Source organism: Kitasatospora sp. NPDC058243, from assembly GCF_042882025.1.
Classification (GTDB): domain Bacteria; phylum Actinomycetota; class Actinomycetes; order Streptomycetales; family Streptomycetaceae; genus Kitasatospora.
Map to the genome: position 1 here is coordinate 157,157 of NZ_JBHVWW010000010.1, position 22,961 is coordinate 180,117.

The 22,961-nt window shown below is 73.9% G+C and carries 21 protein-coding genes; 11 read left to right on the forward strand and 10 right to left on the reverse strand.

All coding sequences use genetic code 11. The features are described from left to right. The first annotated feature begins 288 nt into the window (after positions 1–288). Positions 289–993, forward strand: coding sequence for a TetR/AcrR family transcriptional regulator (locus ACFVX9_RS10260; protein ID WP_063352140.1), 705 nt, complete (start codon positions 289–291; stop codon positions 991–993). Positions 994–1,209: 216 nt separating this feature from the next. Here ACFVX9_RS10260 and ACFVX9_RS10265 read toward each other — a convergent pair whose 3' ends face one another. Further along, positions 1,210–2,847, reverse strand: a complete 1,638-nt coding sequence (locus tag ACFVX9_RS10265; RefSeq protein ID WP_387981270.1) for an amidohydrolase — start codon at positions 2,845–2,847, stop codon at positions 1,210–1,212. A gap of 37 nt (positions 2,848–2,884) precedes the next feature. Continuing rightward, a complete protein-coding gene (locus ACFVX9_RS10270) occupies positions 2,885–4,303 on the reverse strand; it encodes an APC family permease (protein WP_380376205.1) in 1,419 nt (472 codons plus the stop codon). Between the two features lie 84 nt (positions 4,304–4,387). Between ACFVX9_RS10270 and ACFVX9_RS10275 the strand changes: the two genes are divergently transcribed. Further along, complete coding sequence (locus ACFVX9_RS10275; protein WP_380484125.1) at positions 4,388–4,675, forward strand: TetR-like C-terminal domain-containing protein; 288 nt, start codon at positions 4,388–4,390, stop codon at positions 4,673–4,675. A gap of 100 nt (positions 4,676–4,775) precedes the next feature. Here ACFVX9_RS10275 and ACFVX9_RS10280 read toward each other — a convergent pair whose 3' ends face one another. Together ACFVX9_RS10280 and ACFVX9_RS10285 are read right to left on the reverse strand one after the other, a co-directional pair. After that, entirely contained in the window at positions 4,776–5,372 is a 597-nt protein-coding gene (locus tag ACFVX9_RS10280) for a hypothetical protein (RefSeq protein ID WP_380484014.1), read from the reverse strand. Positions 5,373–5,452: 80 nt separating this feature from the next. After that, the gene (locus tag ACFVX9_RS10285; RefSeq protein WP_387981272.1) at positions 5,453–6,010 is read right to left on the reverse strand and encodes a hypothetical protein; all 558 of its coding nucleotides are present in this window, start codon (positions 6,008–6,010) and stop codon (positions 5,453–5,455) included. Positions 6,011–6,242: 232 nt separating this feature from the next. Between ACFVX9_RS10285 and ACFVX9_RS10290 the strand changes: the two genes are divergently transcribed. The 3 genes from ACFVX9_RS10290 (at position 6,243) to ACFVX9_RS10300 (ending at position 11,276) form a co-directional block, all read left to right on the forward strand. Further along, complete coding sequence (locus ACFVX9_RS10290) at positions 6,243–8,990, forward strand: BREX system ATP-binding domain-containing protein (RefSeq protein WP_387981274.1); 2,748 nt, start codon at positions 6,243–6,245, stop codon at positions 8,988–8,990. A gap of 118 nt (positions 8,991–9,108) precedes the next feature. After that, positions 9,109–10,080 (forward strand): helix-turn-helix domain-containing protein, encoded by a 972-nt coding sequence (locus ACFVX9_RS10295; protein ID WP_387981275.1) that lies wholly within the window; start codon positions 9,109–9,111, stop codon positions 10,078–10,080. A 161-nt stretch (positions 10,081–10,241) separates the two neighbouring features. Next, positions 10,242–11,276 (forward strand): helix-turn-helix domain-containing protein, encoded by a 1,035-nt coding sequence (locus ACFVX9_RS10300; RefSeq protein WP_387981277.1) that lies wholly within the window; start codon positions 10,242–10,244, stop codon positions 11,274–11,276. Positions 11,277–11,289: 13 nt separating this feature from the next. Here ACFVX9_RS10300 and ACFVX9_RS10305 read toward each other — a convergent pair whose 3' ends face one another. The 6 genes from ACFVX9_RS10305 to mdlC form a co-directional block, all read right to left on the reverse strand. Beyond that, entirely contained in the window at positions 11,290–12,201 is a 912-nt protein-coding gene (locus ACFVX9_RS10305) for a VOC family protein (RefSeq protein WP_380376217.1), read from the reverse strand. A 46-nt stretch (positions 12,202–12,247) separates the two neighbouring features. Next, entirely contained in the window at positions 12,248–12,976 is a 729-nt protein-coding gene (locus tag ACFVX9_RS10310; RefSeq protein ID WP_380376219.1) for a YoaK family protein, read from the reverse strand. Beyond that, the gene (locus tag ACFVX9_RS10315) at positions 12,957–13,481 is read right to left on the reverse strand and encodes a DoxX family protein (RefSeq protein WP_380376222.1); all 525 of its coding nucleotides are present in this window, start codon (positions 13,479–13,481) and stop codon (positions 12,957–12,959) included. Before ACFVX9_RS10315 ends, ACFVX9_RS10310 begins: the two co-directional genes overlap by 20 nt. A gap of 48 nt (positions 13,482–13,529) precedes the next feature. Then, positions 13,530–14,192 carry a hydrolase gene (locus tag ACFVX9_RS10320; RefSeq protein WP_063352131.1) on the reverse strand — a complete coding sequence of 221 codons (663 nt, stop codon included), beginning with the start codon at positions 14,190–14,192 and terminating at the stop codon, positions 13,530–13,532. A 92-nt stretch (positions 14,193–14,284) separates the two neighbouring features. Further along, a complete protein-coding gene (locus tag ACFVX9_RS10325; protein ID WP_387981279.1) occupies positions 14,285–16,180 on the reverse strand; it encodes an amidohydrolase in 1,896 nt (631 codons plus the stop codon). A 328-nt stretch (positions 16,181–16,508) separates the two neighbouring features. Further along, positions 16,509–18,119 carry a benzoylformate decarboxylase gene (mdlC, locus tag ACFVX9_RS10330; RefSeq protein WP_387981280.1) on the reverse strand — a complete coding sequence of 537 codons (1,611 nt, stop codon included), beginning with the start codon at positions 18,117–18,119 and terminating at the stop codon, positions 16,509–16,511. A 254-nt stretch (positions 18,120–18,373) separates the two neighbouring features. Between mdlC and ACFVX9_RS10335 the strand changes: the two genes are divergently transcribed. The 6 genes from ACFVX9_RS10335 (at position 18,374) to ACFVX9_RS10360 (ending at position 22,870) form a co-directional block, all read left to right on the forward strand. Continuing rightward, entirely contained in the window at positions 18,374–19,534 is a 1,161-nt protein-coding gene (locus tag ACFVX9_RS10335) for an anion permease (RefSeq protein WP_380484035.1), read from the forward strand. Continuing rightward, positions 19,531–19,776, forward strand: a complete 246-nt coding sequence (locus ACFVX9_RS10340; protein WP_387981282.1) for a hypothetical protein — start codon at positions 19,531–19,533, stop codon at positions 19,774–19,776. The genes ACFVX9_RS10335 and ACFVX9_RS10340 overlap by 4 nt, the downstream gene beginning before the upstream one ends. A gap of 281 nt (positions 19,777–20,057) precedes the next feature. Next, a complete protein-coding gene (locus tag ACFVX9_RS10345) occupies positions 20,058–20,732 on the forward strand; it encodes a hypothetical protein (protein WP_387981284.1) in 675 nt (224 codons plus the stop codon). Positions 20,733–20,985: 253 nt separating this feature from the next. Further along, a complete protein-coding gene (locus tag ACFVX9_RS10350) occupies positions 20,986–21,477 on the forward strand; it encodes an RNA polymerase sigma factor (protein ID WP_387981286.1) in 492 nt (163 codons plus the stop codon). After that, positions 21,474–22,091 (forward strand): methylated-DNA--[protein]-cysteine S-methyltransferase, encoded by a 618-nt coding sequence (locus tag ACFVX9_RS10355; protein ID WP_380376241.1) that lies wholly within the window; start codon positions 21,474–21,476, stop codon positions 22,089–22,091. Before ACFVX9_RS10350 ends, ACFVX9_RS10355 begins: the two co-directional genes overlap by 4 nt. After that, complete coding sequence (locus ACFVX9_RS10360; protein WP_387981288.1) at positions 22,088–22,870, forward strand: 2OG-Fe(II) oxygenase; 783 nt, start codon at positions 22,088–22,090, stop codon at positions 22,868–22,870. The genes ACFVX9_RS10355 and ACFVX9_RS10360 overlap by 4 nt, the downstream gene beginning before the upstream one ends. Positions 22,871–22,961 lie beyond the last annotated feature (91 nt).

The window sequence follows — 22,961 nt, forward strand, 5'->3', positions numbered from 1 at the left end:
TCACACCCCGCACGGGGAACCGGGGCATTTCGAGCCTGTTCTGCTCCTTGCCTGTGGTCTGTCCTGGGCGGCCACCCCGCGTCGCCGGCTCGAGGCCGTCCCCAACCCGGCGCCGTCGGCGTCGTAGAGCAAGCCGGTGGGGCCCTGGGCCGCGGCTTTCAGCGGGATCGCGATCTGGCGCTCTTCTCCGGCGGCCAGGGCCGGGAGGGTGCACAGGACCTCCTCGGGCACGGCGGAAATGCGAGCCTTCCCTGGCTTACGTCAAGCTTGTTGACCTACGCTGCCGGTATGAGCGAACGGGTAGTCCCCGAGCCCCGGCGGCAGCGTCGGCGGCCCACCAAGCAAGGCGTCATCCTGTCCAGGGAACTGATCGTCGACACCGCGTTGCGGCTCATCGAGCAGCACGGCGCCGACGCGCTCACCGTACGGCGGCTCGGTACCGCGCTCGGCGCCGATCCCAGCGCCGTCTACCGCTACTTCCGCAGCACCGACGACCTGCTGCTCGCCGTCGCCGACGAGCTCATCGGCCGCGCCCAGTACGGTTGGCAGGCCACTGGTGACTGGCGCGCCGACCTGCGCGCCATCGGCCTGCGAATCCACGCCGCCTACCAGGCCCACCCCCAGGCCGCGCTGCTCGCCGCCCACCGCACCACCGGCCGAACCTACGAGATCGCCGCCGTCGAGGCCATCCTCGGCGTCCTGCGCGGGGCGGGCTTCCCCGACCGCGAGGCCGTCCGGATCTACCACGCGTTCGTCGACCAGAGCCTCGGCTTCGCCGCGCTCGACGCCGCCGCCCTCGCCCTGCCCGCCGCGGCCCAGGCCGCCGACCTGGAGGTCTGGCAGGCCTCCTACGCCCGGCTCGACGCCACCACGCACCCGCACATCGCCGCCACCGCCCGCCTCCTCACCAGCGACATGCGCCGCAGCGGTTATCCCTACGCCCTCGACCTCCTCCTCGACGCCGCCGAGGCCCGTCTCCCGGCGACGGGCTGAGCGCGGGCGACGGGCCGAGCGCGGGCGACGGGCCGAGCGCTGCCGGATCCGAATCGGCCCTCGGAACCGGGCCGATCGCTCCCGGCTGCGTCGGCGACCGTCACGGTGCCGACGCAGCCCTGGCGCCTACGCGTTCCTGGGTACGTTTCACCACTTCGTGCGGGGGATCCCGGTAGTGCCCTGAGACGCCGGGGCGCCGACTCACCCCCGGGTGGGTCAGTCCGCCGCGTGGACGAGCCGGCCGCCGACGTAGGTGCGCAGGACGCGGGCGTCGGCGATCTCCTCGGCGGGGGCGGTGAAGAGGTCGCGGTCCAGGACGACGAGGTCGGCGAGGTGGCCCGCCGTGAGGGTGCCGGCGTCGTCATGGCCGTTGACGTGCGCGGTTCCGGCCGTGTACGCCGCGAGGGCGGAGGCCAGGTCGAGGCGCTGCTCGGGGAGGAAGACCCGGCCGTCGGCGGCCCCCGGCTCCCTCCGGTTGACGGCCACGTGAACGCCGGCGAGCGGGTCCGGGCTGCTCACCGGCCAGTCGCTGCCCGCCGCCAGGGTGGCGCCCGCGCGCTGGAGGGCGCCGAAGGGGTACTGCCAGGCGGCGCGCTCCGGGCCGAGGAACGGGATCGTCAACTCGTCCATCTGAGGCTCGTGCGCGGCCCAGAGCGGCTGGATGTTGGCGATCGCGCCGAGCCGGGCGAAACGGTCGAGGTCATCCGGGTGAACCACCTGGAGGTGGGCGAGGTGATGGCGGGTGCCGCGTCGCCCGTTGGCGGCGCGGGCGGCCTCGACCGCGTCCAGGGCCTCGCGGACGGCCCGGTCGCCGAGGGCGTGGAAGTGCACCTGGAAGCCGAGCGCATCCAGCTCGGTGACGTACCCGCGCAGGGCGGCCGGGTCGACGAAGCTGAGGCCGGAGTTGGCGGTGGCGCAGCCGCAGCCGTCCAGGTAGGGGCTGGTCATGGCAGCGGTGAAGTTCTCGGCGATGCCGTCCTGCATGATCTTCACCGAGCCGGCCCGGAACCGCCCCTGGCTCGACCCTGCACGCCGCTCGACCAGTTCGGGGATCTGCTCGGCCCCTCGGTCGCGGTCCCACCAGAGCGCGCCGGTCACCCGGGCGGTCAGCGCGCCGGAGCGCGCGGCGGCCAGGTAGGCGTCGGACGGATCCGGCTGGCCGTTGAACTCGCCGAGCAGCGCGTCCTGCCAGCCGGTGATGCCGAGCGAGTGCAGCAGCCGTTGGGCGCGCAGCAGCCCGTCCAGCCGGTCGGCGGCGGTGGAGGGCGGGATCAGCCGGGCGACCAGGCCGGTGGCGCCCTCCTGGAGCGTGCCGCCCGGAGTGCCGTCCGGCTCGCGCTCGATCCGGCCGTCGGCCGGATCGGGGGTGTCCCGGGTGAGGCCGGCGAGCTCCAGCGCCCGGGTGTTGGCCCAGGCGCCGTGGTGGTCGCGGTTGGTCAGGTACACCGGGCGGTCCGGGACGACGGAGTCCAGCAGTTGCCGGGTCGGCAGCCCGCCCTCGAAGCTCTCCATCGACCAGCCGCTGCCGGTGATCCACGTCTGGCCGGGATTGGCGTCGGCGTACGCGCGGATCCGCTCCAGGTAGTCGGCGACGCCGACCGTGCCGGTGAGGTCGCAGACCGCCAACTCGGTGCCGCCGAAGACCGCGTGGATGTGCGCGTCCTGGAATCCGGGCAGCAGCAGCTTGCCGGTGAGGTCCACGACCTCCGTCCCCGGCCCGATCAGCTCCCGGACCTCGTCGTGGCCGACGGCGGTGATCCGCTCGCCGGTCACGGCCAGGCTGGTCGCCCGGGTGCGGGCTGCGTCACCGGTGTGGACCGGGCCGCGGGTGAAGACCAGATCGGCCTCGGGCATGGGGGGTGCTCCGTTCTCTCGTGGCTTCTGTGGATCGTCAGTCGGTGTCGGGCAGGAAGTAGGGCGAGCGCCGCCGCCAGCGGGCCCAGGCGGCCGCCGGTAGTCCGGTGACGATCATCATCACCGTCACGGTCAGCTCGAACCACCCGTTGTCGGCGGCTAGTTCGAAGTGGTCGGCGGAGTCGTAGAACGACCAGGCGAGATAGCCGCCGACGGCGAGCAGGGTCGCCGCGCCCAGCAGCGGGCCGACCACCGCGCGCAGCCCCTCCAGCGGGTTGCTGCGCAGCAGGTGCCGGAACCGGACGGCCGCCGCGACGGCCGTCAGCGCGTAGTACAGCGCGACGATGATGCCGATCGCGTTGACGGAGGCGGAGATCAGGTCGTTGACGGTGGGGATGACGATCGAGGCCAGCGCGAGGGCCATCGCGATGCCGGTGATCAGGAGCGTGCCGACGGCGGGCGTCGCGTGCTTCGGGTGCAGCCGGGTCCAGACCGGGCCGAGCACGCCGTCGCGCCCCATCGCGTACATTCCGCGCGCCGTCGGGATCACGGACGATTGCAGGGAGGCCACCGCGGAGAACATGAGCGCGATCAACGGCAGGGCGGCCAACGGCTGGTGGGCGAGCGTCGTGCCGAAGTAGGCGAGCCCGTGTGCGCCGTTGTCGGCCAATTCGTCGAGTGGCAGCACCCGTTGGAAGGCCGTACCGGCGAGCAGGAAGAGCAGCAGCATCACCACCAGGGCGAGCATGCCGCCCCGCGAGGCGTCCCGGGGGCTGCGCACCTCCTCGCCGACGCTGAACACCGACTCGAAGCCCCAGTAGCAGAACACCGCCAGCACCATGCCCTGGGCGAGCGCGTCGAAGGACGGGATGTCGAACGGGTTGAACCACTGCAGTGAGAACGGTTGGTCGCCGGCGAACAGCCCGTACCCGCAGAAGCCGAGCAGCACCGCGTACTCGAACACCAGCAGCGCCTTCTGCAGCCGGGCGGCCAGGTCCAGGCCGCGCACCGCCACCAGCGCCGCGCCGGCCAGGACCACCAGGCCGAGCAGGGTGCACTGGACGGTCGAGTCGGCGTCGAGGCGGAGGCCCGCGACGCTGCGCACGTGGGCCAGGTCGAGGAGCTGGATGATGGAGGACCCGGTGACCGTGGTGGTGTAGGCCATGAAGACCACGGTGCCGACGGTGTTCACCCAGCCGGTGAGGAAGCCCAGCCAGGGGTTGAGTATTCGGCCCACCCAGCGGTAGCTGCTGCCGGCGTCCGGCTCAACGGCGTTCAGTCGCCCGTACCCGCCCGCGATGGCGAGCACGGGCAGGAAGGCCAACAGCATGATCGCGGGCAGGTGCAGGCCGACGACTCCGGCCATCAGGCCCAGGCCGATGCCGATGCTGCTGGTGGCCGCCGTACTGGAGGCGGCGATCGTCGCCCCGTCCAGCAGGCCGATGGACTTGTGCATGGTGACGTGGGGGCTGCTCGTGTCCGGTCTCGGAGCGTCGCCCGTGGCCTTCACCGTCGGTGTCAACGGATCACCGCCTTGCTCGTGTGGGGGAGGGGTGCGAGACATGAAACCGGTGGCGTCCCTACACGTCAATGCTGTTGTCATAAGAGCTGGTGCGCAGGAGAGCGCGAGCAAGGGCTCGAAGCCGTCCTCGGGCGGGAACGGGCCCGGGGCGAACAGCCCCCGACCCTCGAACACACCGCGGACGCCGTACTCGCGCCCCTCTACTACCGTGCCGTCTTCACCGACCTGCCGCTGACCGCCGAATGGACCCGCACCCTCGTGTCGCGGCTGCTGTCGCCCGGTCCGGTCCAGCAGCAGGCCTCCTGAGGTTCGCAGGAGGCCCGAAGAACCTGTTCGGTTTTTTGGGCGAGGACCGGATGGAGCTCGATCGTCGCAGGTCGGGGGGCGTGGCTTCGGCCCCGTTGCTTCAGGTGTTGAGCAGGCGGTTGAAGAACGAGCGGTAGCGCTGGAGCGCGACGCGCAGTTCTTCGGTCGGCACCTCGTCGCCGCGGTGCCACTGGCCTTCGAGGTCCTGCTTGTGCGCGGAGAAGGTGGTGGCGAGTGCCTGCATCGCCTCGGCGACCAAGTTGTCGGCCGCGGACACGGCGTTGCGCGGGTCGTCGACGAATTCGCCCTGGATCTTCTGCCACCGGGAGCGGAACTCCTCCTGCTGCCCGCCCAGCAGGGGTTCGTTCTCGGCGGATTCCGAGCCCTCGGTGCGCTCGGATGGCTCGGCTGCCTGGGTGTAGCCCCTTTCCTGGTCCTCTTCCTGTCCGCGCTCCTGCTCGTGCTCCTGCTCGCGGTCCTGCCCGTGTTCCTGCCCGTAGTTCTGCTCGCGGTCGCGGCCTTCGAGCGTGAACTCCTGCTCGCCGCTCCGCTGTTCGGTGGTGGCTTCGCCGGGGAACGCCGGTGGCGAATCCGCCCCGGAGGTGTCGTTCTGTTCGTCGGTGTCCTGTCGGGCGCCGGCCAGGTCCTCCGTGGACAGGCCGCCCTCGACCGGTTCGGATGTTGCTCGGCTGTGCATCTCTTCACTTCCCTTTCGGCAGTTCCGGTCGGCGGCCGTCGCCGGTCTCGCCCCGTCGGCTCAACTCGCCGGTCCGGGGCTCACGCACGGCTGCCCTGCGGACGGTCGCCGTTGTGGAGCAGTTCCTCGAACAGGGTGCGGTAGTGCACCATGGCGCCCCGCAGTTCTTCCGTGGTCGCCTGGTGGCGGCTGCTGCGGTCGTTGACCTCGTGGGCGGACCGGAAGTGCGTCAGCACGCTCCCGTGTTCGACGGAGAGGTCCTTGAGCTGCTGCTCGTACCCCTCGGTCGGGTATCCGCGCTCGCTCATGAGCGTGGTGACGAGCCGGTCCGCCTCGTGCACCGTGTCGTCGGGCCGGTCGACGAACTGTTCCTGCACCTGTGCCCAGTCCTTGGCGTAGCGGTCACGGGCACCTGGTGACAGCGGTTTGATGTTCAGCGAGTCGTGGCGCGACTCGCGCTTGCGCAGCTCCCGGTCGGCGGCGAAACGGCCGTCCTTCGCCTCGGCGGTCCGGTCGTACTCCGGGCCGAACCGTTCCTGCAGATGGCGGCGGCGGATGGCGAACGTCGCCACCAGCGCGGCCACGACCAGAAGGGCGAAGACGATGACGAGGACTGCGATGAGGGTCCCTGTTGACATTTGGGTCCTCCGCTTGTAGCTCCGGACCTCCCTGAACGGCGCGTGCCCTGCGGCCCGGAGCCAAAACGCGGACGAACCGAAGAAGTCGAACGACGTGCCACGGCGGACGTGCCCGATCACGTTGAGTGGCCCACGGCGACCCGGGGAGCGTCCGACGGCGTGCCCGGAGACGTTGACGGACGGTAGCCTTGGCTGCCCGTGGAGTGACCCGGGCGGACCCGAGGGGGCAAGGGTGGCGGAGGACGGGCGGGTGCCGGGGCTGGTCGGGCGGCAACGGGAGACGGAGTTGCTGACCGCGGCGCTGGTCCAGGCCGTGGACGGTGCGAGCGGTTCCACGGTCCTGCTGCGCGGTGAGGCCGGGGTCGGCAGGAGCACACTGCTGGCCTGGGTGGAACGGGCGGCGCGGGAGCGGGGGTTCACCGTCCTGCGGGCGCTCGGTACGGAGGCGGAGACGGATCTCGCGTTCGGCGCCCTCCACCAGGCCTTCCGCTCGCTGCTCCAGCACACCGACGCCCTGTCCGCGCACCAGCGGGAGGCCCTGGAGAGCGCGCTCGGCGTCCGGGCCGGCACCCCGAGCGGGTTCGCCGTCGGCGCCGCCGCGCTGGCCCTGCTGGAGGAGGCGGTGCGGACCGCCCCGGTGCTGCTGCTCCTGGACGACCTGCACTGGATCGACTCCTCCAGCGCGAGCGTGTTCGCCTTCCTGAACCGCCGCTGCGCCGAGCTGCCGGTGGTGATCGTCGCCGCCACCCGACCGGGCGGACCGGCCGCCCGGACGTGGTCGGCCGAGACCGTCGACGTGCGGGCCCTGCCCCGGGCGGACGCGGCGCTACTGCTGGGCGCCCGCTACCCCGACCTCGCCGCGCCCGCCCGGGACCGGGTCCTCACGGAGGCGGCCGGGAACCCGCTGGCACTGGTGGAGCTGCCGCGCCAACTGGCGGCCGCCCAGCAGCTGGGGGCCGCCCCGCTGCCCGAACGGCTGCCACTGGGACGGAAGTTGGAGCGGATGTTCGCCGACCGCCTGGGCGCCGTGACGCCCGAGGTCGGCCGCCTGCTGCTGCTGGGCGCCCTGGCCACCGGTACGGAGTCCGCCACCGGGGCGTGGCTGCGCGCCGTCGCGGACGAGAACGCGCGGGAGATCCTGGAACGGATCGAGGCGGACGGGCTGGTCCGGCTCGACCGGGCCGGACAGCTCGTGTTCCGGCACCCCCTGGTCCGTACCGCCGTCGTCTCCACCGCCTCCGACAGTGCCCGCCGGGAAGCGCACCGGGCCCTGTCCGCCGCCCTCGCGCCGGATGATCCCAGGCGGCTGGCCCACGAGGCGTCGGCCGCGCTGTTGCCCGACGAGGCACTCGCGCAGCGGCTGCAGGAGGCGGGGCGCGACCTCGCGCGTCGAGGGGGCGACGCGGAGGGCGCGCTGCTGCTCGAACGCGCCGCCGCCCTCAGCCCCGGCTCCTGCGACCAGACCCGCCGGCTCACCTGGGCCGCGGTGATGGCGGCGCGCGGCGGGCAACTGCGCCACTCCGTGGACCTGGTGGAGGAGTTGAAGTCCAGTACGGTGCCGCAGGACGTAGCCCCGCTGTTCGCGTACGCGGTGGTCTACGCCGACCAGAGCCACCACGTCGACTTCGAGTCCTCCGCCGCCCTGCTGCCCGCGGCCCTCGACGCGCTCACCGCCCCGGGCGCCGACACCTTCGGCGGGCTGGTCGACCAGGTGTACTTCAAGCTGCTGCTGGCCGCCAGCTACACCGACGACCCGTGGGTGTGGCACGCCCTGGAACGGCACCGGGAGAACGTCTCCGAGGTGGGGCGGCTGTGCCTGCGGGCCTGGACCGCCCCCGGCCCGGAGGTCGCCGAAGCGTTGCGGACGGTGGCCGGGGCCATGACCGAGGAGCAGGAGGCCGGTGCGGCCTGGCTCCTGCTGTGGACCGCCTCGGCGCTCGACTGCCCCGAGGGCGACCTGTGGCGGCGCTTCACCGGCTTCCACGGCTACGCCACCCAGGGCTCGGTGGCGAAGGCCAAGTGCCACCAGGACTTCCTGCTCGGGCACTGGGACCGGGCGGCCGCCTGCCTGCGCGAGGCCGAGATCGCGGACGAACTCGGCTATCACACCAACGCCCTGATGTTCCGCCAGTACTACGCCCACTTCCTGGCCGGCCGGGGTGACGAGGACGGCCTGCGGGAGATCGAGCAGGCCGTCCGCCCGGCCGCCACCCGGGGGCGGATGCGGTACGTCCTGGACCGCCTGACCCACCTGCGCGGCCTGGCGGCGCTCGCCCACGGACGCGACGAGGAGGCGTACGCGCACTTCTGCGAGCTCACCCCGCCCGGGCGGCTGCCCAACGGGTCGCCGTGGCGCCACGCGCTGGTCCTCGACCTGGTGACGGCCGCCGTGCACACCGGCCGGCACGAGGAGGCCCGGGACCACCTCGCGGCCGGGGCCGCGGCGCGCTCGGCGGAGATCTCCGGTCGCCACGCCTTCCTCTTCGCGGCCGCCACCGCCCTGGCAGCCACCGCCCCGGCCGCCGCCACCGACGACGACGAGGCCGACGACGCCTACCGCGCCGCGTACGCCGTACCGGGCGCCGAGCGGTGGGCGTTCGACCTCGCCCGGCTGCGGCTCGCCCACGGCTCGTGGCTGCGCCGGCGCCACCGGCCCGGGGCCCGGGAGGCGCTGCGCGCGGCCCACCACGTGTTCCGCCGCCTCGAAGCCACCCCCTGGGCCCGGCAGTGCGAGGCGGAACTCCGGGCGGCCGGCGACTCCGTGGCGCTGCCGCCGGGCGGACCGGACGCGGAACCGGCCGGCCTCAGCGGTCACGAGCTGCGCATCGCCCGGCTGGCCGCGACCGGGCTGACCAACAAGGAGATCGGCCGGCAGCTCCAGCTGTCGCCCCGCACCGTCGGGGCCCACCTCTACCGGATCTTCCCGAAGCTCGGCATCACCACCCGGGCCGCGCTCGCCCACGCCCTGGACGGCGGCTGACCTGCCGGAACGGCTCCTCGAACCGCCCTTCCCGGGCACGGCAGTCAGATGACCTAACGGCACGTCGTGCGCGCGGTCCACGCTGGACCGCGCAGGGCTTCGGCGGAAGGGCGGTCAGATGGGCGTGCGGGTGACGACCGGGTCGGTCGCGGACGAGGAGAAGGCGGAGTTCTGGAGCGCGATGGTGTCGCGGACGCTGGTGCCGGTGGAGGTGCACCCGCTCACCGGGCGGCCGTTCGACGGACTCCTGGAGTCGCACCGGCTCGGCTACGTACGGATCTCCACCCTGGAGGCGGACGCCGCCCGCCTCTCCCGTACGGCCGACCTGATCGCCCGGGCCCCGCGCACCGAGCCGCAGGTCGGGGTCGGGGTGCAGGTGTCGGGCCGGGCCGTGCTGGAGCAGGACGGGCGCCGGGCGGAGGCGCTGCCGGGCGGGCTCGTGCTGTACGACACCGAGCGGCCCTACGCCGTCGACTTCCCGGAGCGCTTCCGCACCCATCTGGTCCACCTGCCGAGCCGGCTGCTCGGTGCGGCGGAGCGCGACCTGCGGCTCGCGGCGGGCACCGCCGTCGGCCCCGCGGACGGCTGCGGGCCGGTGCTGGCGCCCTTCCTCGGCGTCCTGGCCGCGTCCGCCCGCTCGCTCCCCGCACCGGTCGGAGACCTGCTGGCCGGACGCGTCGCCGACCTGGTGAGCGCGTTCGTCGCCCACCTGGTGGCCGGCCGGGCCACGGACGAGCCGGACGGCCCCGACGAGCACCTGGTCCGGCGGGTGCGGGAGCACATCGACCGCCGGCTGGGCGATCCGGAGCTGACACCCGAGCGGATCGCGCGGGCCCACCACATCTCCGTGCGGTACCTGCACCGGCTCTTCGAGGGCGAGGGAGTGACGGTGAGCCGCCTCGTCCAGCAGCGCCGCCTGGAGGCCTGTGCCCGCGAGCTGGGCCGCCGCGGTCGTACGGCGCCGACCGTGTCGGCCGTCGCCCAGCGCTGGGGCTTCGTCAACCCGGCGCACTTCAGCCGGGCCTTCCGTGCCGCGTACGGGGTCTCGCCGCGCGAGTGGCGCTCGCTCCGGAACGACGAGGCCGGCTGACCGGGCCGCCGAACCGTCCGCCGAACCGAACCGTCCGCCGAACCGTCCGCCGAAGCGCACGATCGGGCCACCGCCCAGGCGGCCGACACCGTGCACCTCGCCCTGCACAGCCGTTCCTGGTGGGCCCCGATCGGCCGGCCCTCCCCCGAAGAGGAGTACAGATGTCCGTCGTCCTCGACACCACAGCGATACCGGCCGCCGACCGCGCCGAGTACTGGCACGAGGCCGTCTCCCGCACCTTCATCCCGCTCGACGTCGCCCTGTGCGAGGACGCGCCCGCGCCCGCGGCGATCACCAGCCACCGCCTGGGCGCCGTGCAGGTCTCCCTGGTCCGGGCCGGACCGCAGCGGGTCGAGCGCAGCGCGGGCCTGATCGCCCGCGGCGGGGAGGACCACCTCACCCTGGCGCTCCACCACCGCGGCACCGCCCGGCTGGCCCAGGACGGCCGCCAGGTGGAGCTGCGCCCGGGCGCCTTCGCGATCTCGGACGCCGGGAGGCCGTTCGTCAAGGAGCTGCCGGAGCCGTTCGTCTTCACGGCGTTCCACTGGCCGCGCTCGGCGGTGGGCGTCACCGAGGAGGACCTGCGGGTGCTGACCGCGACGGCCTTCGACACCCGCGACGACACCGCCCGCCTGGTGGCCGCCTACCTGGAGTGCCTCTCCCGGTCCGCCGGTTCGATGGAGCCGCAGGTGGCCCGCCGGCTCGCCGCCACGGCGCTCGACCTGCTCGCGGTGCTGGCCCACGAACGGCGCGGCCGGTCCGCCCCGGAGGCGCCCGAGGCGGCCCTGGCCACCCTGGCCCGGGTGAAGGACCACATCCTGCGCCACCTGGGGGACCGGGACCTCTCACCGGAGCGGATCGCCGGGGCCCATCACGTGTCGGTGCGGTACCTGCACAAGCTCTTCCGCTTCGAGGGGGTGACGGTGGCCCGCTGGATCCAGCGCCAGCGGCTGGACATGTCCCGCCGGGACCTGGGGCGTCCGAACGCGGGCCGGGCGACCGTGGCGGCGGTCGCCGGCCGGTGGGGCTTCGTGAGCGCCAGTCACTTCAGCCGGGCCTTCCGGGCCGCCTACGGGGTCTCGCCGCGCGAGTGGCAGGCGTGCGCACTGGCGGGCCCGGCCCGGGGAAGCGCGGTGCGGCCGGCCGGGCAGCCGGTCCCGGCCGCCCGGCCGGCGGGGTACGGCATCGCGGTGTGACCGCCCCCGCCGCTCACCGGCCGTTGTGCAGCTCCGCGACGTAGCCGCCGGGGAACCGCACCATCGCGGTGTCCCGGCCGCCCGCCCGGACCGGGCCCGACAGCACCGAGGCGCCGGCGGCCTTCGCCCGCTCCAGGGTGGCGCCGAGGTCCGCCACGCCGTAGCCGGTGAGCTCCTGGCCGAACGGGTACGGCAGGTGGCCGTCCGTCACGGCGACCGTCGTGGTGCCGAAGCCGGAGGTGAGGCGGACGAGCCGGTAGGCGGTGCCGGGCAGTCCGATCGCGGCGCCGTCGGCCCGGCGGTCGTCGGAGACGATCCGGCCCTGGGTGAAGGCGAGGAAGCTGTGCAGGAAGGCGCCCACCGCGTCCGGTGACAGGTAGAGCCGGTTCTCCGGCACGCTGGCCAACTCGGGGTAGGACGGCGGGGTGGTGTGCACGTAGAGCTGGGCACTGACGCCGCCGGGGAACTGGACGACGGCGTCCCGGCCGATCGGGTCGGCGAACGGCGCCACGGTGACGGCGGCTCCGTCGGCGCGGGCGGCGCGGACCGCCTGGTCGAGGTCGGTGACCAGCCAGCCGGTGCGCTCGGTGCCGAACGGGTACGGGACGGGCGTGGTGTAGTCGAACACCGACAGCGTGCCGACCGGGGAGAGCACCAGCTCGGAGAGCGTCCGGCTGGGCGTGGGCGTCACCTGGGTGGCGTTCGGCCCGATCGTGCTGCCGCCGAAGGTGGCCACCCAACTGGCCGCGAACGCCTGCTCGGTGCCCGGTTCGACGTACACGTGGGTGGAGTCGTACTGCGGGCCGACGGCGAAGGTGTGGCGGCTGGCCGGTGCGGGCTGGGCCGCCGAGGCGGCGGGCAGGGCCGTCAGCGCGGCGATCGCCGCGGCGAGCGGGACGAGGCGTCGGGCGAAGCGTCGCATCATGGGGAAGCTCCTGATGTTCTGACGTTGTGACGGTGCGGTGGGTTGCTCAGACTGTCGGCGCGGCCCAGGGGGCGTCGGGGCCGTCGGCGGCCGAGAGCCGGTGGGCGGCCAGCGCCGTGCCGAGGAGCAGCAGGGCGGCCAGGGCGAGGGCCGCGGCGGGCCGCCCGTGCAGGACCAGCGCCGCGCCGGCGAGGCCGCCGAGCAGCATCGCCAGGGCGGAGAGGATCCGGCGGCCCGGGCGCGGCGCCGTGCCGCCGGCCGCCGTCGAGTCGGCGGCGAGGCCGGTCAGGGTGAGGGTGAGGACGGTGGTGGTCAGGTCGGGTACGGCGAGCCGCCGGGCGACCGCGTTCTGCAGGCCCATGCCCAGGCCCAGCAGGACGATCAGGACGTAGTCGGCGCCGCCGGCCGCGGCGGTGGCGGCCGCCGCGGCCGTCAGGGCCGTCTGGACGCCGACGGCCACGGCCAGCAGGCGTCCGCGGTGGGCGGCCGACCGGCTGCCGAGCCGTCCGCCGACGAGTGCGCCGGCCAGGAAGGAGGCCAGCGAGACGAGTGAGGCGGTGGCCGACAGACCCGGGGCACCGGCCAGGGCGAAGCCGAGGAAGACCACGTTGCCGGTCATGTTGGCGACGAAGACGTGCCCGAGGCCGAGGTAGCTCACGGCGTCGACCACCCCGGTCGCCACCGTCAGCAGCAGCATCAGCGGGGGGAGGGGCCCGTGCCGGTCGGTGCGCGGCGGGGCGAGGGTGCGCAGGGCGTCAGTCAGCAGGGCGCGCAACGGCGGCCGCCTCCTCGGGCGCGGGCGGGTGGTGCAGGACCACCCGGGTGAGCAGCCCGCTCGCCGGGCCGAGCACGGCGGCCGCGACCGACAGCCAGAGCGGCCAGGCGGTCAGGCCGACGGCGTGGTCCACGGACCACCGGCCCGGGCCGGTGAGGGCGAGGGATCCCGCGACGACGACCAGCACCAGCGGGTACTCGTAGCCGTCGTCCTGCACCCAGAGCCCGTGCGGCAGCTTGACGGTCATCGCCACCGTCATCACCCCCATGGCGACCATGGCCGCCGGCGGGGTGAGCGCGCCCAGGGCCAGGAACAGGCCCGAACCGACCTGCCCGGCGCCCGCGGCGAGCGCGGTGAGCGTCCCGCCGCGGAAGCCGTCGTGCCGGAACTCCTCCGTCCCGCCGGCGAGGCCGTTGCCCCCGAGGCGGTGGCTCACCTTCTGTACCCCGTGCCCGGCGATGAGCAGGCCCACCACCACGCGGAGGATCAGCAGTCCGGTATCCATCGTGTCCTGTCCCTGGTCCCTGTTCTGACGGAGCGTCGGTGGTGGGTGTCAGCCGGCGGCGTGCTCGCCGATGACGGCCTGGGCGTAGACGATCCCGAGGCCGTACGCGCCGCCGTGCTCCTTGACGATCTCCGTGACCACGCCGTACGTCTCCGTCCGGGCCCAGTCGCGCTGGAGCTCCAGCAGCACCTGGACCCAGGTGACCGGCACCGCGCCGGCCTGCGTCATCCGCTGGATCGCGTGCTCGTGGGCCTGCGGGGAGACGCCGCCGGAGGCGTCGGTGACGACGTAGACCTCGTAGCCCTGGTCGATCATGGACAGCACCGGCAGGACCAGGCAGACCTCGGTCCACAGGCCGGCGATGACGACCTTGCCGCGCCCGGTGGCCTTGACCGCCTCGACGACCGCCGCGTCCTCCCAGGCGTTCATCGAGGTGCGGTCGAGGACCTCGGCCTTGGGGAACACCGCCGCCAGCGGCGGCAGCAGCGGGCCGGAGAAGGACTCGGCGGCGACGGTGGTCAGGACGGTCGGCACCTCGAAGGCCCGGGCGGCCTTGGCGAGGCCGACGGTGGCGTTGACGATCGCGGTGCGGTCGCCGCTGCCGGTGCCGAAGAACATCTGCGGCTGGTGGTCCACGAACAGCACCACGGCGTTGTCGGGGGTCAGCAGGTCGGGGCTCGGGGTGGGGCTGACCTGGGTGAGGTCGACCATGAGGGGGTTCCCTTCGGTGTGTCTCGGCAGGGCCCCAGCGCGGTGCTCCGCGCGGGGGCGGGGGAGGTGGATCAGGGGCCGGGGGAGGTGGATCAGAGGAGGAAGCAGGGGTCGAACGGCTGGTGGTGCTCGTCCGCCAGGCCGCGCGCGACCCGCCAGCGGTGGTGCAGCTGCGACTCGGTGACGACCTCGCCGAGCAGCTCCGCCTGGCGGGCGCCCGCGCCGGAGGTGCGACCGGAGGCCTGGTAGCCGCCGAAGTGGGCGACCGGGCTCCAGCCGGGGCTGACCGGCGGGAGCTCCTCGTCCATGCCCTCGTACTCGGCCGCCGCGTGGACGATCCGGCCGCCGACGACCGTCAGCAGGGACTCGATGGACGGGATCTCCGGCTCCGGCACGGTGAAGTAGTCCTCGGACAGGACGGCCAGGTCGCCGTAGCAGCCGGTCCGCAGCACGCCCTTGACGTCCTGCTCGCCGGTGAGGGCGGCGCCGGCCGTGGTGTACATCGCGAGCGCGGTCGCCCGGTCCACCCGGTTCTGCGGCGGCCGGATCGCCGACCCGCCGACCGTGCGCCCGGAGACCAGCCAGTGCAGGGCGACCCAGGGGTTGTACGAGGACACCCGGGTGGCGTCCGTACCGGCGGCCACCGTCAGGCCGCGCTCCAGCATCGCGCGGATCGGCGGGGCCTCGGCGGCGGCGCCGATGCCGTGGCGGCGGGTGAACACCTCGCCCTGGAAGGACAGCCGGTTCTGCACCGACAGCGAGCCGCCGAGGGCCGCGATCCGGTCCAGGCTGTCCCGGGAGACGGTCTCCGCGTGGTCGAAGAGCCACCGGTTCCCGGCCGGGAAGAGCCCCTCGGCGGCGAGCTTCTCGAACACCGCGAGGTCGCGCCGGATCGTCTCGTCGTAGGTCGCGTGCAGCCGAAAGCCCCAGCCGTGCTCCGTCAGCAGGCGGACGGCCTTCTCGAACTCGCCCTCGTAGGGGCCGAGTTCGGGGCGGGGCTCGGCGAAGTTCTCGAAGTCGGCGGCGGCCCAGGTGAGGTTCTCGCCGGCGCCGTTCAGCCGCAGCCAGGCGTCGCCGTCCCCGGGGCGGACCGTCTCGATCCAGCGGGTGAGGTCGTCGAGTTCCTGGCCGGGGGTCTGCGGGAACAGGTGGTAGGCGATGCGGAGCGTGAGCAGGCCCTCGCGGGCGAGTTCGGTCACCGTGGCGTAGTTCTCGGGGAAGCTCTGGAAGCCGCCGGCGGCGTCGATCGCGGAGGTCAGCCCGAAGCGGTTCAGCTCGCGCAGGAAGTGCCGGGTGGAGGTCGCGCGGTCCTCGCCCTCCAGCGCCGGGGCCTTGGCCAGCGTGGAGTAGAGGACCAGGGCGCTCGGCGCCGCCAGCAGCATGCCGTTCGGCTCGCCGCCGCGGCCCCGGACGATCTGGCCGCCCTTCGGGTCCGGGGTGTCGCGGGTGTAGCCGACGGCGCGCAGGGCGGCGCGGTTGAGGATCGCCGACTGGTAGAGGTGGAGGACGAACACCGGGGTCTCCGGCGCCGCCTCGTTCAGCTCGGCGGGCGTCGGGAGCCGCCGCTCGGCGAACTGCTCGGCCGACCAGCCGCCGACGACCCGCACCCACTGGCCCCTGGGGGTGCGGGCGGCCTGCTCCCGCAGCATCGCCAGCGCCCGGCGCAGCGATGTCACGCCGTCCCAGCGCAGCTCCAGGACGTAGTTGAGGCCGCCCCGGATCACGTGCAGGTGCGCGTCGTTGAGGCCGGGCACCACCCGCCGGCCGAGCGCGTCGACCACGACGGTGGACGGGCCGATGACCGGGGCGACGTCCGGGTCGTCCCCGACGACGGTGATCACGCCGTCGCGGATGGCGAGGGCGCCGGCCTGGGGGCGGCGGGCGTCGCCGGTGTGGATCTTCGCGTTGCGGACGACGACGTCGGCGGCGTCCTCGGCGGCGTCCTCGACGGCGCGGGGGACCAGCCCACCGACGGGTATTGCAGGCACCTCGACGGCCTCCTGTCACGGGATCGACCTGCCGCCCGGGTGCGGACGGCGGGTGGAGGCTTCCGATTGGGCCGGGGCCACAGCCCCGCCCCGTTCGGGCTCCTGACGTGACGTTAGGCGCAGGGGTGGTGCCGGACTTGGCCCACAGCGCACCGGCCCCGGTCCGCGAGCGCACCAGCCGCCCGCAGCGGCGATCGTGCGGGCGCGGTCGATGGCGGAAGACGGAGGGGGCCGTGGTGCCGAAAGGGGAAGGTGCCCGGCTGTCGGACACCTTCCCCTGCTGGTCGCCGAGGTGCTCCTGCCGCCCGGCCCGGCCCCGCCGCGCGGGCTACAGCGCGGCCTGCTGGGGCCGGGTGGGAACGACGATGACGGTGGGGGTGTCGGCGGTCAGGGCGGCGGTGAACTCCCGCTCCAGGTCCTCGGTGGTCTCCACGTCGACGGCGTGGCAGCCGAAGCCGCGGGCCACCGAGGCGATGTCCAGTCCGGGCAGGTCGAGCCCGGGCACCCCGGGGGTGTCCTCCAGCATGGCGAACGACTTCAGGATCGAGTACTCGTGGTTGCGCATCACCACGTAGACGATCGGGAGGCGGTGCCGGGCCGCCGTGTAGAGGGCCTGCACGGAGTACTGGAAGGAGCCGTCGCCGATCAGGCCGATCACCGGGCGCCGCGTCCCCCGTTCCCGGTCGGCCAGCGCGACGCCGACCGCGGCCGGGACGGCCCAGCCGATGCCTCCGCTGGCCGTGGCGAAGAACGAGCCCGACCGGGTGGTGGGCAGCCATTCGAGCTGCTGCGCCATGGTCGAGGTCGACTCGTTGACGATGACCGCGTCCGGCGGGCGGACCCTGCTCAGGGCGGCGTAGACCTCCGGCGGGGTGAGCGGCCGGCCCGGGGCGGACGGCAGCACGCGGGGCCGCGGCATCGGCTCCGGAGCGGTGCGGGCGGATCCTTCCTCGACCAGGTCCAGCAGCAGTTCGATAGCCCGCCGGGGATCGCCGAGCAGACTGTCGCCGACCCTCGCGGCCGCGGCCGCCTCCGGGTCGCCGGTGATCTGGAGCAGCCCGGTGCCCGGGGGGAGGTAGTCGCCGGGCACGTACGGGTAGTAGCGGAACACCTCCGCGCCGATCACCACCACCAGGTCGTGCCCGGCCAGCCGGTCGCTGATGGTCTTCACCGACATGCCCAGCGGGCCGGCGAAGAGCGGGTGGTCCTCGGGGAAGGAGACGCGGTCCCCCAGCGGGGCGCCGTAGACGGCGGCGCGCAGCCTCTCCGCCAGGGCGACGGCTGCGTCCCAGCCGCCGCTGCGGTCGACCTCGGGCCCGAAGACGAGCGCGGGCCGGCGGCTGGCGGTGATGCGCTCGGCGAAGGCGCGCAGCCGCCCGGGGTCGGGGGCCACCCGCTCGCTCACCGTCCGCACCCGGGTGAAGCCGGACAGCGGCCGCTTCCAGTCGTCCATCGGGATCGACAGGTAGACCGGGCCGGCGGGCGGCTGGAGCGCCTGAGCGTAGGCGCGCATGAAGGCCTCGGGGACGTCCTCGGCGCAGGCCGGCTCGTAGGACCACTTCACCCAGGGTTTCGGCAGCTGGGTGGCCTCGCGGTTGCCGAGGTACGGCTCGCCGATCACCAGCTCCCGGTGCTGCTGGCCGGCGGTGACGATCAGGGGCGTGTTCCCGTGGTGGGCCGCGACCAGGTTGCCCAGCGCGTTGCCGGTGCCGGCCGAGGAGTGCAGGTTGACCAGCGCGGGGCGGCCGGTGACCTGGGCGAAGGCGTCGGCCATCGCGAGGGCGGACGCCTCCTGGAGCGCGAGGACGTAGGCGAAGTCCGCGGGGAAGTCCTGGAGGAACGGCTCCTCGGTGGAGCCCGGATTCCCGAAGACCGTGGTGAGTCCGAGCGTGCGCAGCAGGTCGTACGTCACGGTGCGGACGGTGGAGTGCTCAGCCATGGGTGCCAACGCTTTCACCCGGGGCGTCAGGGCCTCAGGGCTTGCAGGGACGGGTCTCGGTCCGGCCGGCCGGCAGCCTCCTGGGGCGGGACGGCGACGGGGGACGGCACATCGGTTCCGATCGTCACGCCGGCCGGCTCTTGCAGGAGAGCATCGGTACTGAGGGCCCCGCAACCGGACGAACGGGATGCCGGGCCCTGGGGCAGGGCGGGTCGGCCGCCGCCTCGGCCGGTGCGCGGGCTAGGTTCGGGTCCGTGACCGGCAACGACGCGGTCCTGGCGCTGATGGTCGCCACGGCGCTGGGCTTCGACTTCACCAACGGCTTCCACGACACCGGCAACGCGATGGCGACCTCGATCGTCACCGGCGCCCTGCCGCCGCGCGTCGCGGTCGCGGTGTCGGCGGTGCTGAACCTGGTGGGCGCGTTCCTGTCGACCGCCGTGGCGGCCACCATCGCCAACGGCCTGGTCGCCACGGGGGAGGTGACCTTGACGGTGGTGTGCGCCGGTCTGGTCGGCAGCATCCTGTGGAACCTGGCCACCTGGTACCTCGGCATCCCCTCCAGCTCCTCGCACGCGCTGATCGGCGGGATGGTCGGGGCGACGGTGGCGGCCGCCGGGGCCTCGGCCGTCAAGTGGCAGGGGCTGGTCTCCAAGGTGATCGTGCCCGCGGCGCTGTCGCCGTTCATCGCCGGTGGGGTGGCCGTGGTCGGCACCCTCCTGGTCTACCGCCTCACCCGCGACGTGCCCGAAGGACCGCGTGGGCGCGGCTTCCGGCTCGGCCAGATCGGCTCGGCCTCCATGGTCTCGCTCGCCCACGGCACCAACGACGCGCAGAAGACCATGGGCGCCATCACCCTCGCCCTGATCGCCAACGGCACCCTGCCCACCGGGGCGAAGGCACCGGACTGGGTGATCCTCTCCTGTGCGCTGGCGATCGCCCTGGGCACCTACATCGGCGGCTGGCGGGTGATCCGGGCCCTGGGCAAGGGGCTGGTGGAGATCGAACCGCCGCAGGGGATGGCCGCCGAGTCGGCCTCGGCCGCCGTGATCCTCTGCTCCACCGACTTCGGCTACTCGCTCTCCACCACGCACGTGGCCACCGGATCGATCCTGGGCTCGGGGGTCGGCAGGAGCGGCGCCGTGGTGCGCTGGCAGCTCGCCCGCCGGATGGTGACGGCCTGGCTGCTCACCCTGCCGGCTTCCGCGCTGGCCGGCGCGGTGGCCTACTGGGCCGCGAACGGGATCGGCGGGACGGCCGGCGTGGCGGTGATCGTCGGCGCGCTGGTGGCGGCGTCGGTCGCCTTCTTCGCCGCCTCCCGCCATCCGGCCGTGACACCGGAGAACGTCAACGCCGCGTGGACCGGTTCGGTGACGCCGGAGCCGGTCAAGGCCAAGGACGAGGTGAGCCCGTGAACTCCTGGATCAACCTGGACGCGGTGTGGAAGATCGTCGTGGTGGGCCTGCTCACCGGCGCCGGCCTGCCCGCGCTGTTCGCCCTCGGCCTGCGCCTGCTCAACCCGACCGGCGCGGCCGGCGAGCCCGCCGCCGCCCGGCCCGCCGCCGGGCTGGTCGGCTCCACCCTGGCGGCACTGATCTTCGCGGTGGTGCTCGCGGCGATCGGCTGGGGCATCTCCGTCATCGTCGGCCACCGCTGACCGCCCGCCGTCCAGGCCGTCTCGGCGAGTGCCGATCCCGCTCGTCACTGCGGGTGCTGTCGTGCTTCGTCCGTCCCCTGCCGTCCGTCCCCTGCCGTCCGCCCGGAGCGCACCACCAAGCTGCCGCGGTAACGCACCTCGGAACCCGGGGAACATCCAGGGCGCATCGTGATCCGATGGGCGTCCGGACTCCGGCCGCATGCCTGACCTGCCGCCGGCGTCTTCACCATGTCGGCGGTCAATCCCGCCTGCCGATCATCCGACAGGGCGAGGAGCGCATCATGCCGGTGGACGAGGGCTTGACCAGGCGGGAGAACCAGCCGGGGGCGGGCGAACGGGTCCGTACGGGCCGACGCAATCGGGTGCGGCCGGACGGCGAGCTCGTGGCCGACCCGGGGCGGGGGCTGTTCTGGGGCAACCGGGGCTCGCTGCTCGGCGCCGGAGGCCAGCCGACGCGCAAGCCGTCGACGCGGGCCTGGGTCTGCTGCGTGCTGGAGTTCAAGGACTGGTGGCGGGTTCAGTGGCAGCCGGGCCGGCTGACGGAGCTGTACTTCCTCGACGAGGCCACGGCCCTTGCCGCCGGGCACCGGCCGTGCGGGCTGTGCCGCGTCCCGGACTACCGGCGGTTCCAGCGCAGTTGGGCCGACACCCTGGGAGGTGGCCTTCCCTGCGCGCCGGAGATGGACAGCAAGCTGCAGGCGGACCGGCGAACGCCCGACGGGCGCCAGCGCACCTTCCGGGCGGCGGCCGGCGACCTGCCGGACGGCGCGTTCATCCGCCTGGACGGTGAGGCCGGGTTGCTGCGGCAGGGGTGCTGGCGGCCCTGGTCGATGGCCGGGTACGGCGCGGCGCGGGCGGTCGCCCCGGACCTTCGGGTGGAGGTGCTCACCCCCGCGGTGACAGTGCAGGTGCTGGTCGGCGGGTACGCGCCCGTCCTGCACCCGTCCGCCGGATGAACGGGAGTGGCTGCGGCTGAGGCCCGCGCTGGGCACGTTCCCACCGGGTGAAATTCGGATCTCACGTTCTCGGCACCCGCACCGTCTTCCAGGTGGGACAGCAGGTGCAGAAGGCGGCCGGGCACGGCGACGACCCGAAGAAACCGAGCGGAGGCCGCCGGACTCGGAGGAGGGCAGTGCCGGCCGCGACCGGCCGGCTGTTTCGGGAGCTCGAACACATCGGTTCGGATTCAAGGTCTACGGCAGGGCGAGGATGAGGGAACCGTTCGAGAAGGCGGTCGAGCAGCACGGCGCGACCGTGCTGCGGGTGTGCCGGGCGCTGCTGGGGACACACGACGCAGACGACGCCTGGTCGGAGACGTTCCTGGCGGCGATGCGGGCCTGGCCGGGGCTGCCGGAGACGGCGAACGTGGAGGCGTGGCTGGTGACGATCGCCCGGCGCAAGGCGATCGACGCGCTGCGCGCCGCCGGACGCCGGCCGCTGCCGGCCGAGGAGTTGCCGGAGGAGCCCAGCTCGTTGGGCGTTCCGGGCGCTGACGACGGGGAGCTGTGGGAGATGGTGGGGCGCCTTCCGGGCAAGCAGCGGCAGGCGGTCACGTTCCGCTATCTGGCCGGGATGTCGTACGACGAGATCGCGGCGGTGGTGGGCGGGAACACCGCGGCGGCGCGCCGGGCGGCGGCGGACGGTCTGAAGAACCTACGAAAACACTATCCGGGCGCGACCTCGAGAGGAGCATCTACATGAGCGGCACCCGATCCCACGATGACGTCCTGAGCATGCTGTCGGCTCCCGTCGACGCCGGGACCCTGGCCCGGCTGCACCGCCGACTGGAGGCCGAGGCCCAGGCCGCCGCCCTGGTCGACATCGCCTACACCGTCGTCGACTCCCCGGTCGGCCCCCTGCTGCTGGCCGCCACCGACCGGGGCCTGGTCCGTGTCGCCTTCGCGGTCGAAGGCCACGACCAGGTCCTTCAGGCCCTGGCCGACAAGGTCAGCCCGCGCGTCCTGCGCGCCCCCGGCCGGCTGGACACCGCTGCCCGGGAGATCGACGAGTACTTCGACCACCGCCGTCGCGCCTTCGACCTGCCGCTGGACCTGTCCCTGTCCAAGGGCTTCCGGCAGCTCGTCCAGCAGCACCTGCCGGAGATCGGCTACGGCCAGACCCGCAGCTACCGCCAGGTCGCCGAACTGGTCGGCAGCCCCAAGGCGGTGCGGGCGGTCGGCACGGCCTGCGCGACCAACCCGCTGCCGGTGGTCGTCCCCTGCCACCGGGTGCTGCGCTCGGACGGCACCCTCGGCGGCTACATCGGCGGCCTGGAGGCCAAGACCGCACTACTGGAACTGGAGGCCGCGGCATGACCGCCACCACCGTCACCACCGTCACCACCGCGAGGACGGGGACCACGGCTCCCGGTGCTCACACCGCTGTCGGGCCGTGGGCCGGCCGGGCCGAGAACGCCGACTGGGACGCGGTGGCCGCCGAACTCGACGCGTTCGGAGGCGCGCTGCTGCCGCAGCTGCTCACCCCGGACGAGGCCGGCTGGCTCCGGGACCTGTACGGGCGGCCCGAGCTGTTCCGCTCCACCGTCGACATGGCCCGCCACCGGTTCGGGTCCGGCGAGTACAAGTACTTCCACGCCCCCTACCCCGAGCCGGTCGAGCAGCTCAAGCAGGCCCTGTACCCGCGGCTGCTGCCCATCGCCCGCACCTGGTGGGAACGGCTCGGCCGCACCGCGCCGTGGCCGGACACCCTGGACGAGTGGCTGCAGATGTGCCACGCGGCCGGGCAGTCCAAGTCCACCGCGATCCTGCTGCGCTACGGCGCCGGGGACTGGAACGCGCTGCACCGTGACCTGTACGGCGACCTGGTGTTCCCGTTGCAGGTCGTGATCAACCTGGACCGGCCCGGCACCGACCACACCGGTGGGGAGTTCCTGCTGGTCGAGCAGCGCCCCCGCGCCCAGTCCCGCGGCACCGCCACCCTGCTCCCGCAGGGCCACGGCTACGTGTTCACCACCCGTGACCGGCCCGTGCGCTCCGTGCGCGGCTGGTCCGCCGCCCCCGTCCGGCACGGCGTCTCGGCGCTCCGCTCCGGACACCGGCACACCCTGGCCCTGGTCTTCCACGACGCCGCCTAGAAGGCTGATGAAGATCTTGGGTTGATCCGGGCCGTGCTGTCAGGTGGTGGCCTGGATTTGCCAGGTCGTGCCGTTGTGGGCGAGTCCGAGG

What these genes read in the sequence shown, in the direction of transcription:
- ACFVX9_RS10345 (WP_387981284.1), top strand. Translation starts at nt 20,058, where the DNA reads ATGCCGGTGGACGAGGGCTTGACCAGGCGGGAGAACCAGCCGGGGGCG.
- mdlC (WP_387981280.1), bottom strand. Translation starts at nt 18,119, where the DNA reads ATGGCTGAGCACTCCACCGTCCGCACCGTGACGTACGACCTGCTGCGC.
- ACFVX9_RS10270 (WP_380376205.1), bottom strand. Translation starts at nt 4,303, where the DNA reads ATGCACAAGTCCATCGGCCTGCTGGACGGGGCGACGATCGCCGCCTCC.
- ACFVX9_RS10360 (WP_387981288.1), top strand. Translation starts at nt 22,088, where the DNA reads ATGACCGCCACCACCGTCACCACCGTCACCACCGCGAGGACGGGGACC.
- ACFVX9_RS10260 (WP_063352140.1), top strand. Translation starts at nt 289, where the DNA reads ATGAGCGAACGGGTAGTCCCCGAGCCCCGGCGGCAGCGTCGGCGGCCC.
- ACFVX9_RS10355 (WP_380376241.1), top strand. Translation starts at nt 21,474, where the DNA reads ATGAGCGGCACCCGATCCCACGATGACGTCCTGAGCATGCTGTCGGCT.
- ACFVX9_RS10300 (WP_387981277.1), top strand. Translation starts at nt 10,242, where the DNA reads ATGTCCGTCGTCCTCGACACCACAGCGATACCGGCCGCCGACCGCGCC.
- ACFVX9_RS10320 (WP_063352131.1), bottom strand. Translation starts at nt 14,192, where the DNA reads ATGGTCGACCTCACCCAGGTCAGCCCCACCCCGAGCCCCGACCTGCTG.
- ACFVX9_RS10350 (WP_387981286.1), top strand. Translation starts at nt 20,986, where the DNA reads ATGAGGGAACCGTTCGAGAAGGCGGTCGAGCAGCACGGCGCGACCGTG.
- ACFVX9_RS10285 (WP_387981272.1), bottom strand. Translation starts at nt 6,010, where the DNA reads ATGTCAACAGGGACCCTCATCGCAGTCCTCGTCATCGTCTTCGCCCTT.
- ACFVX9_RS10280 (WP_380484014.1), bottom strand. Translation starts at nt 5,372, where the DNA reads ATGCACAGCCGAGCAACATCCGAACCGGTCGAGGGCGGCCTGTCCACG.
- ACFVX9_RS10265 (WP_387981270.1), bottom strand. Translation starts at nt 2,847, where the DNA reads ATGCCCGAGGCCGATCTGGTCTTCACCCGCGGCCCGGTCCACACCGGT.
- ACFVX9_RS10305 (WP_380376217.1), bottom strand. Translation starts at nt 12,201, where the DNA reads ATGATGCGACGCTTCGCCCGACGCCTCGTCCCGCTCGCCGCGGCGATC.
- ACFVX9_RS10295 (WP_387981275.1), top strand. Translation starts at nt 9,109, where the DNA reads ATGGGCGTGCGGGTGACGACCGGGTCGGTCGCGGACGAGGAGAAGGCG.
- ACFVX9_RS10315 (WP_380376222.1), bottom strand. Translation starts at nt 13,481, where the DNA reads ATGGATACCGGACTGCTGATCCTCCGCGTGGTGGTGGGCCTGCTCATC.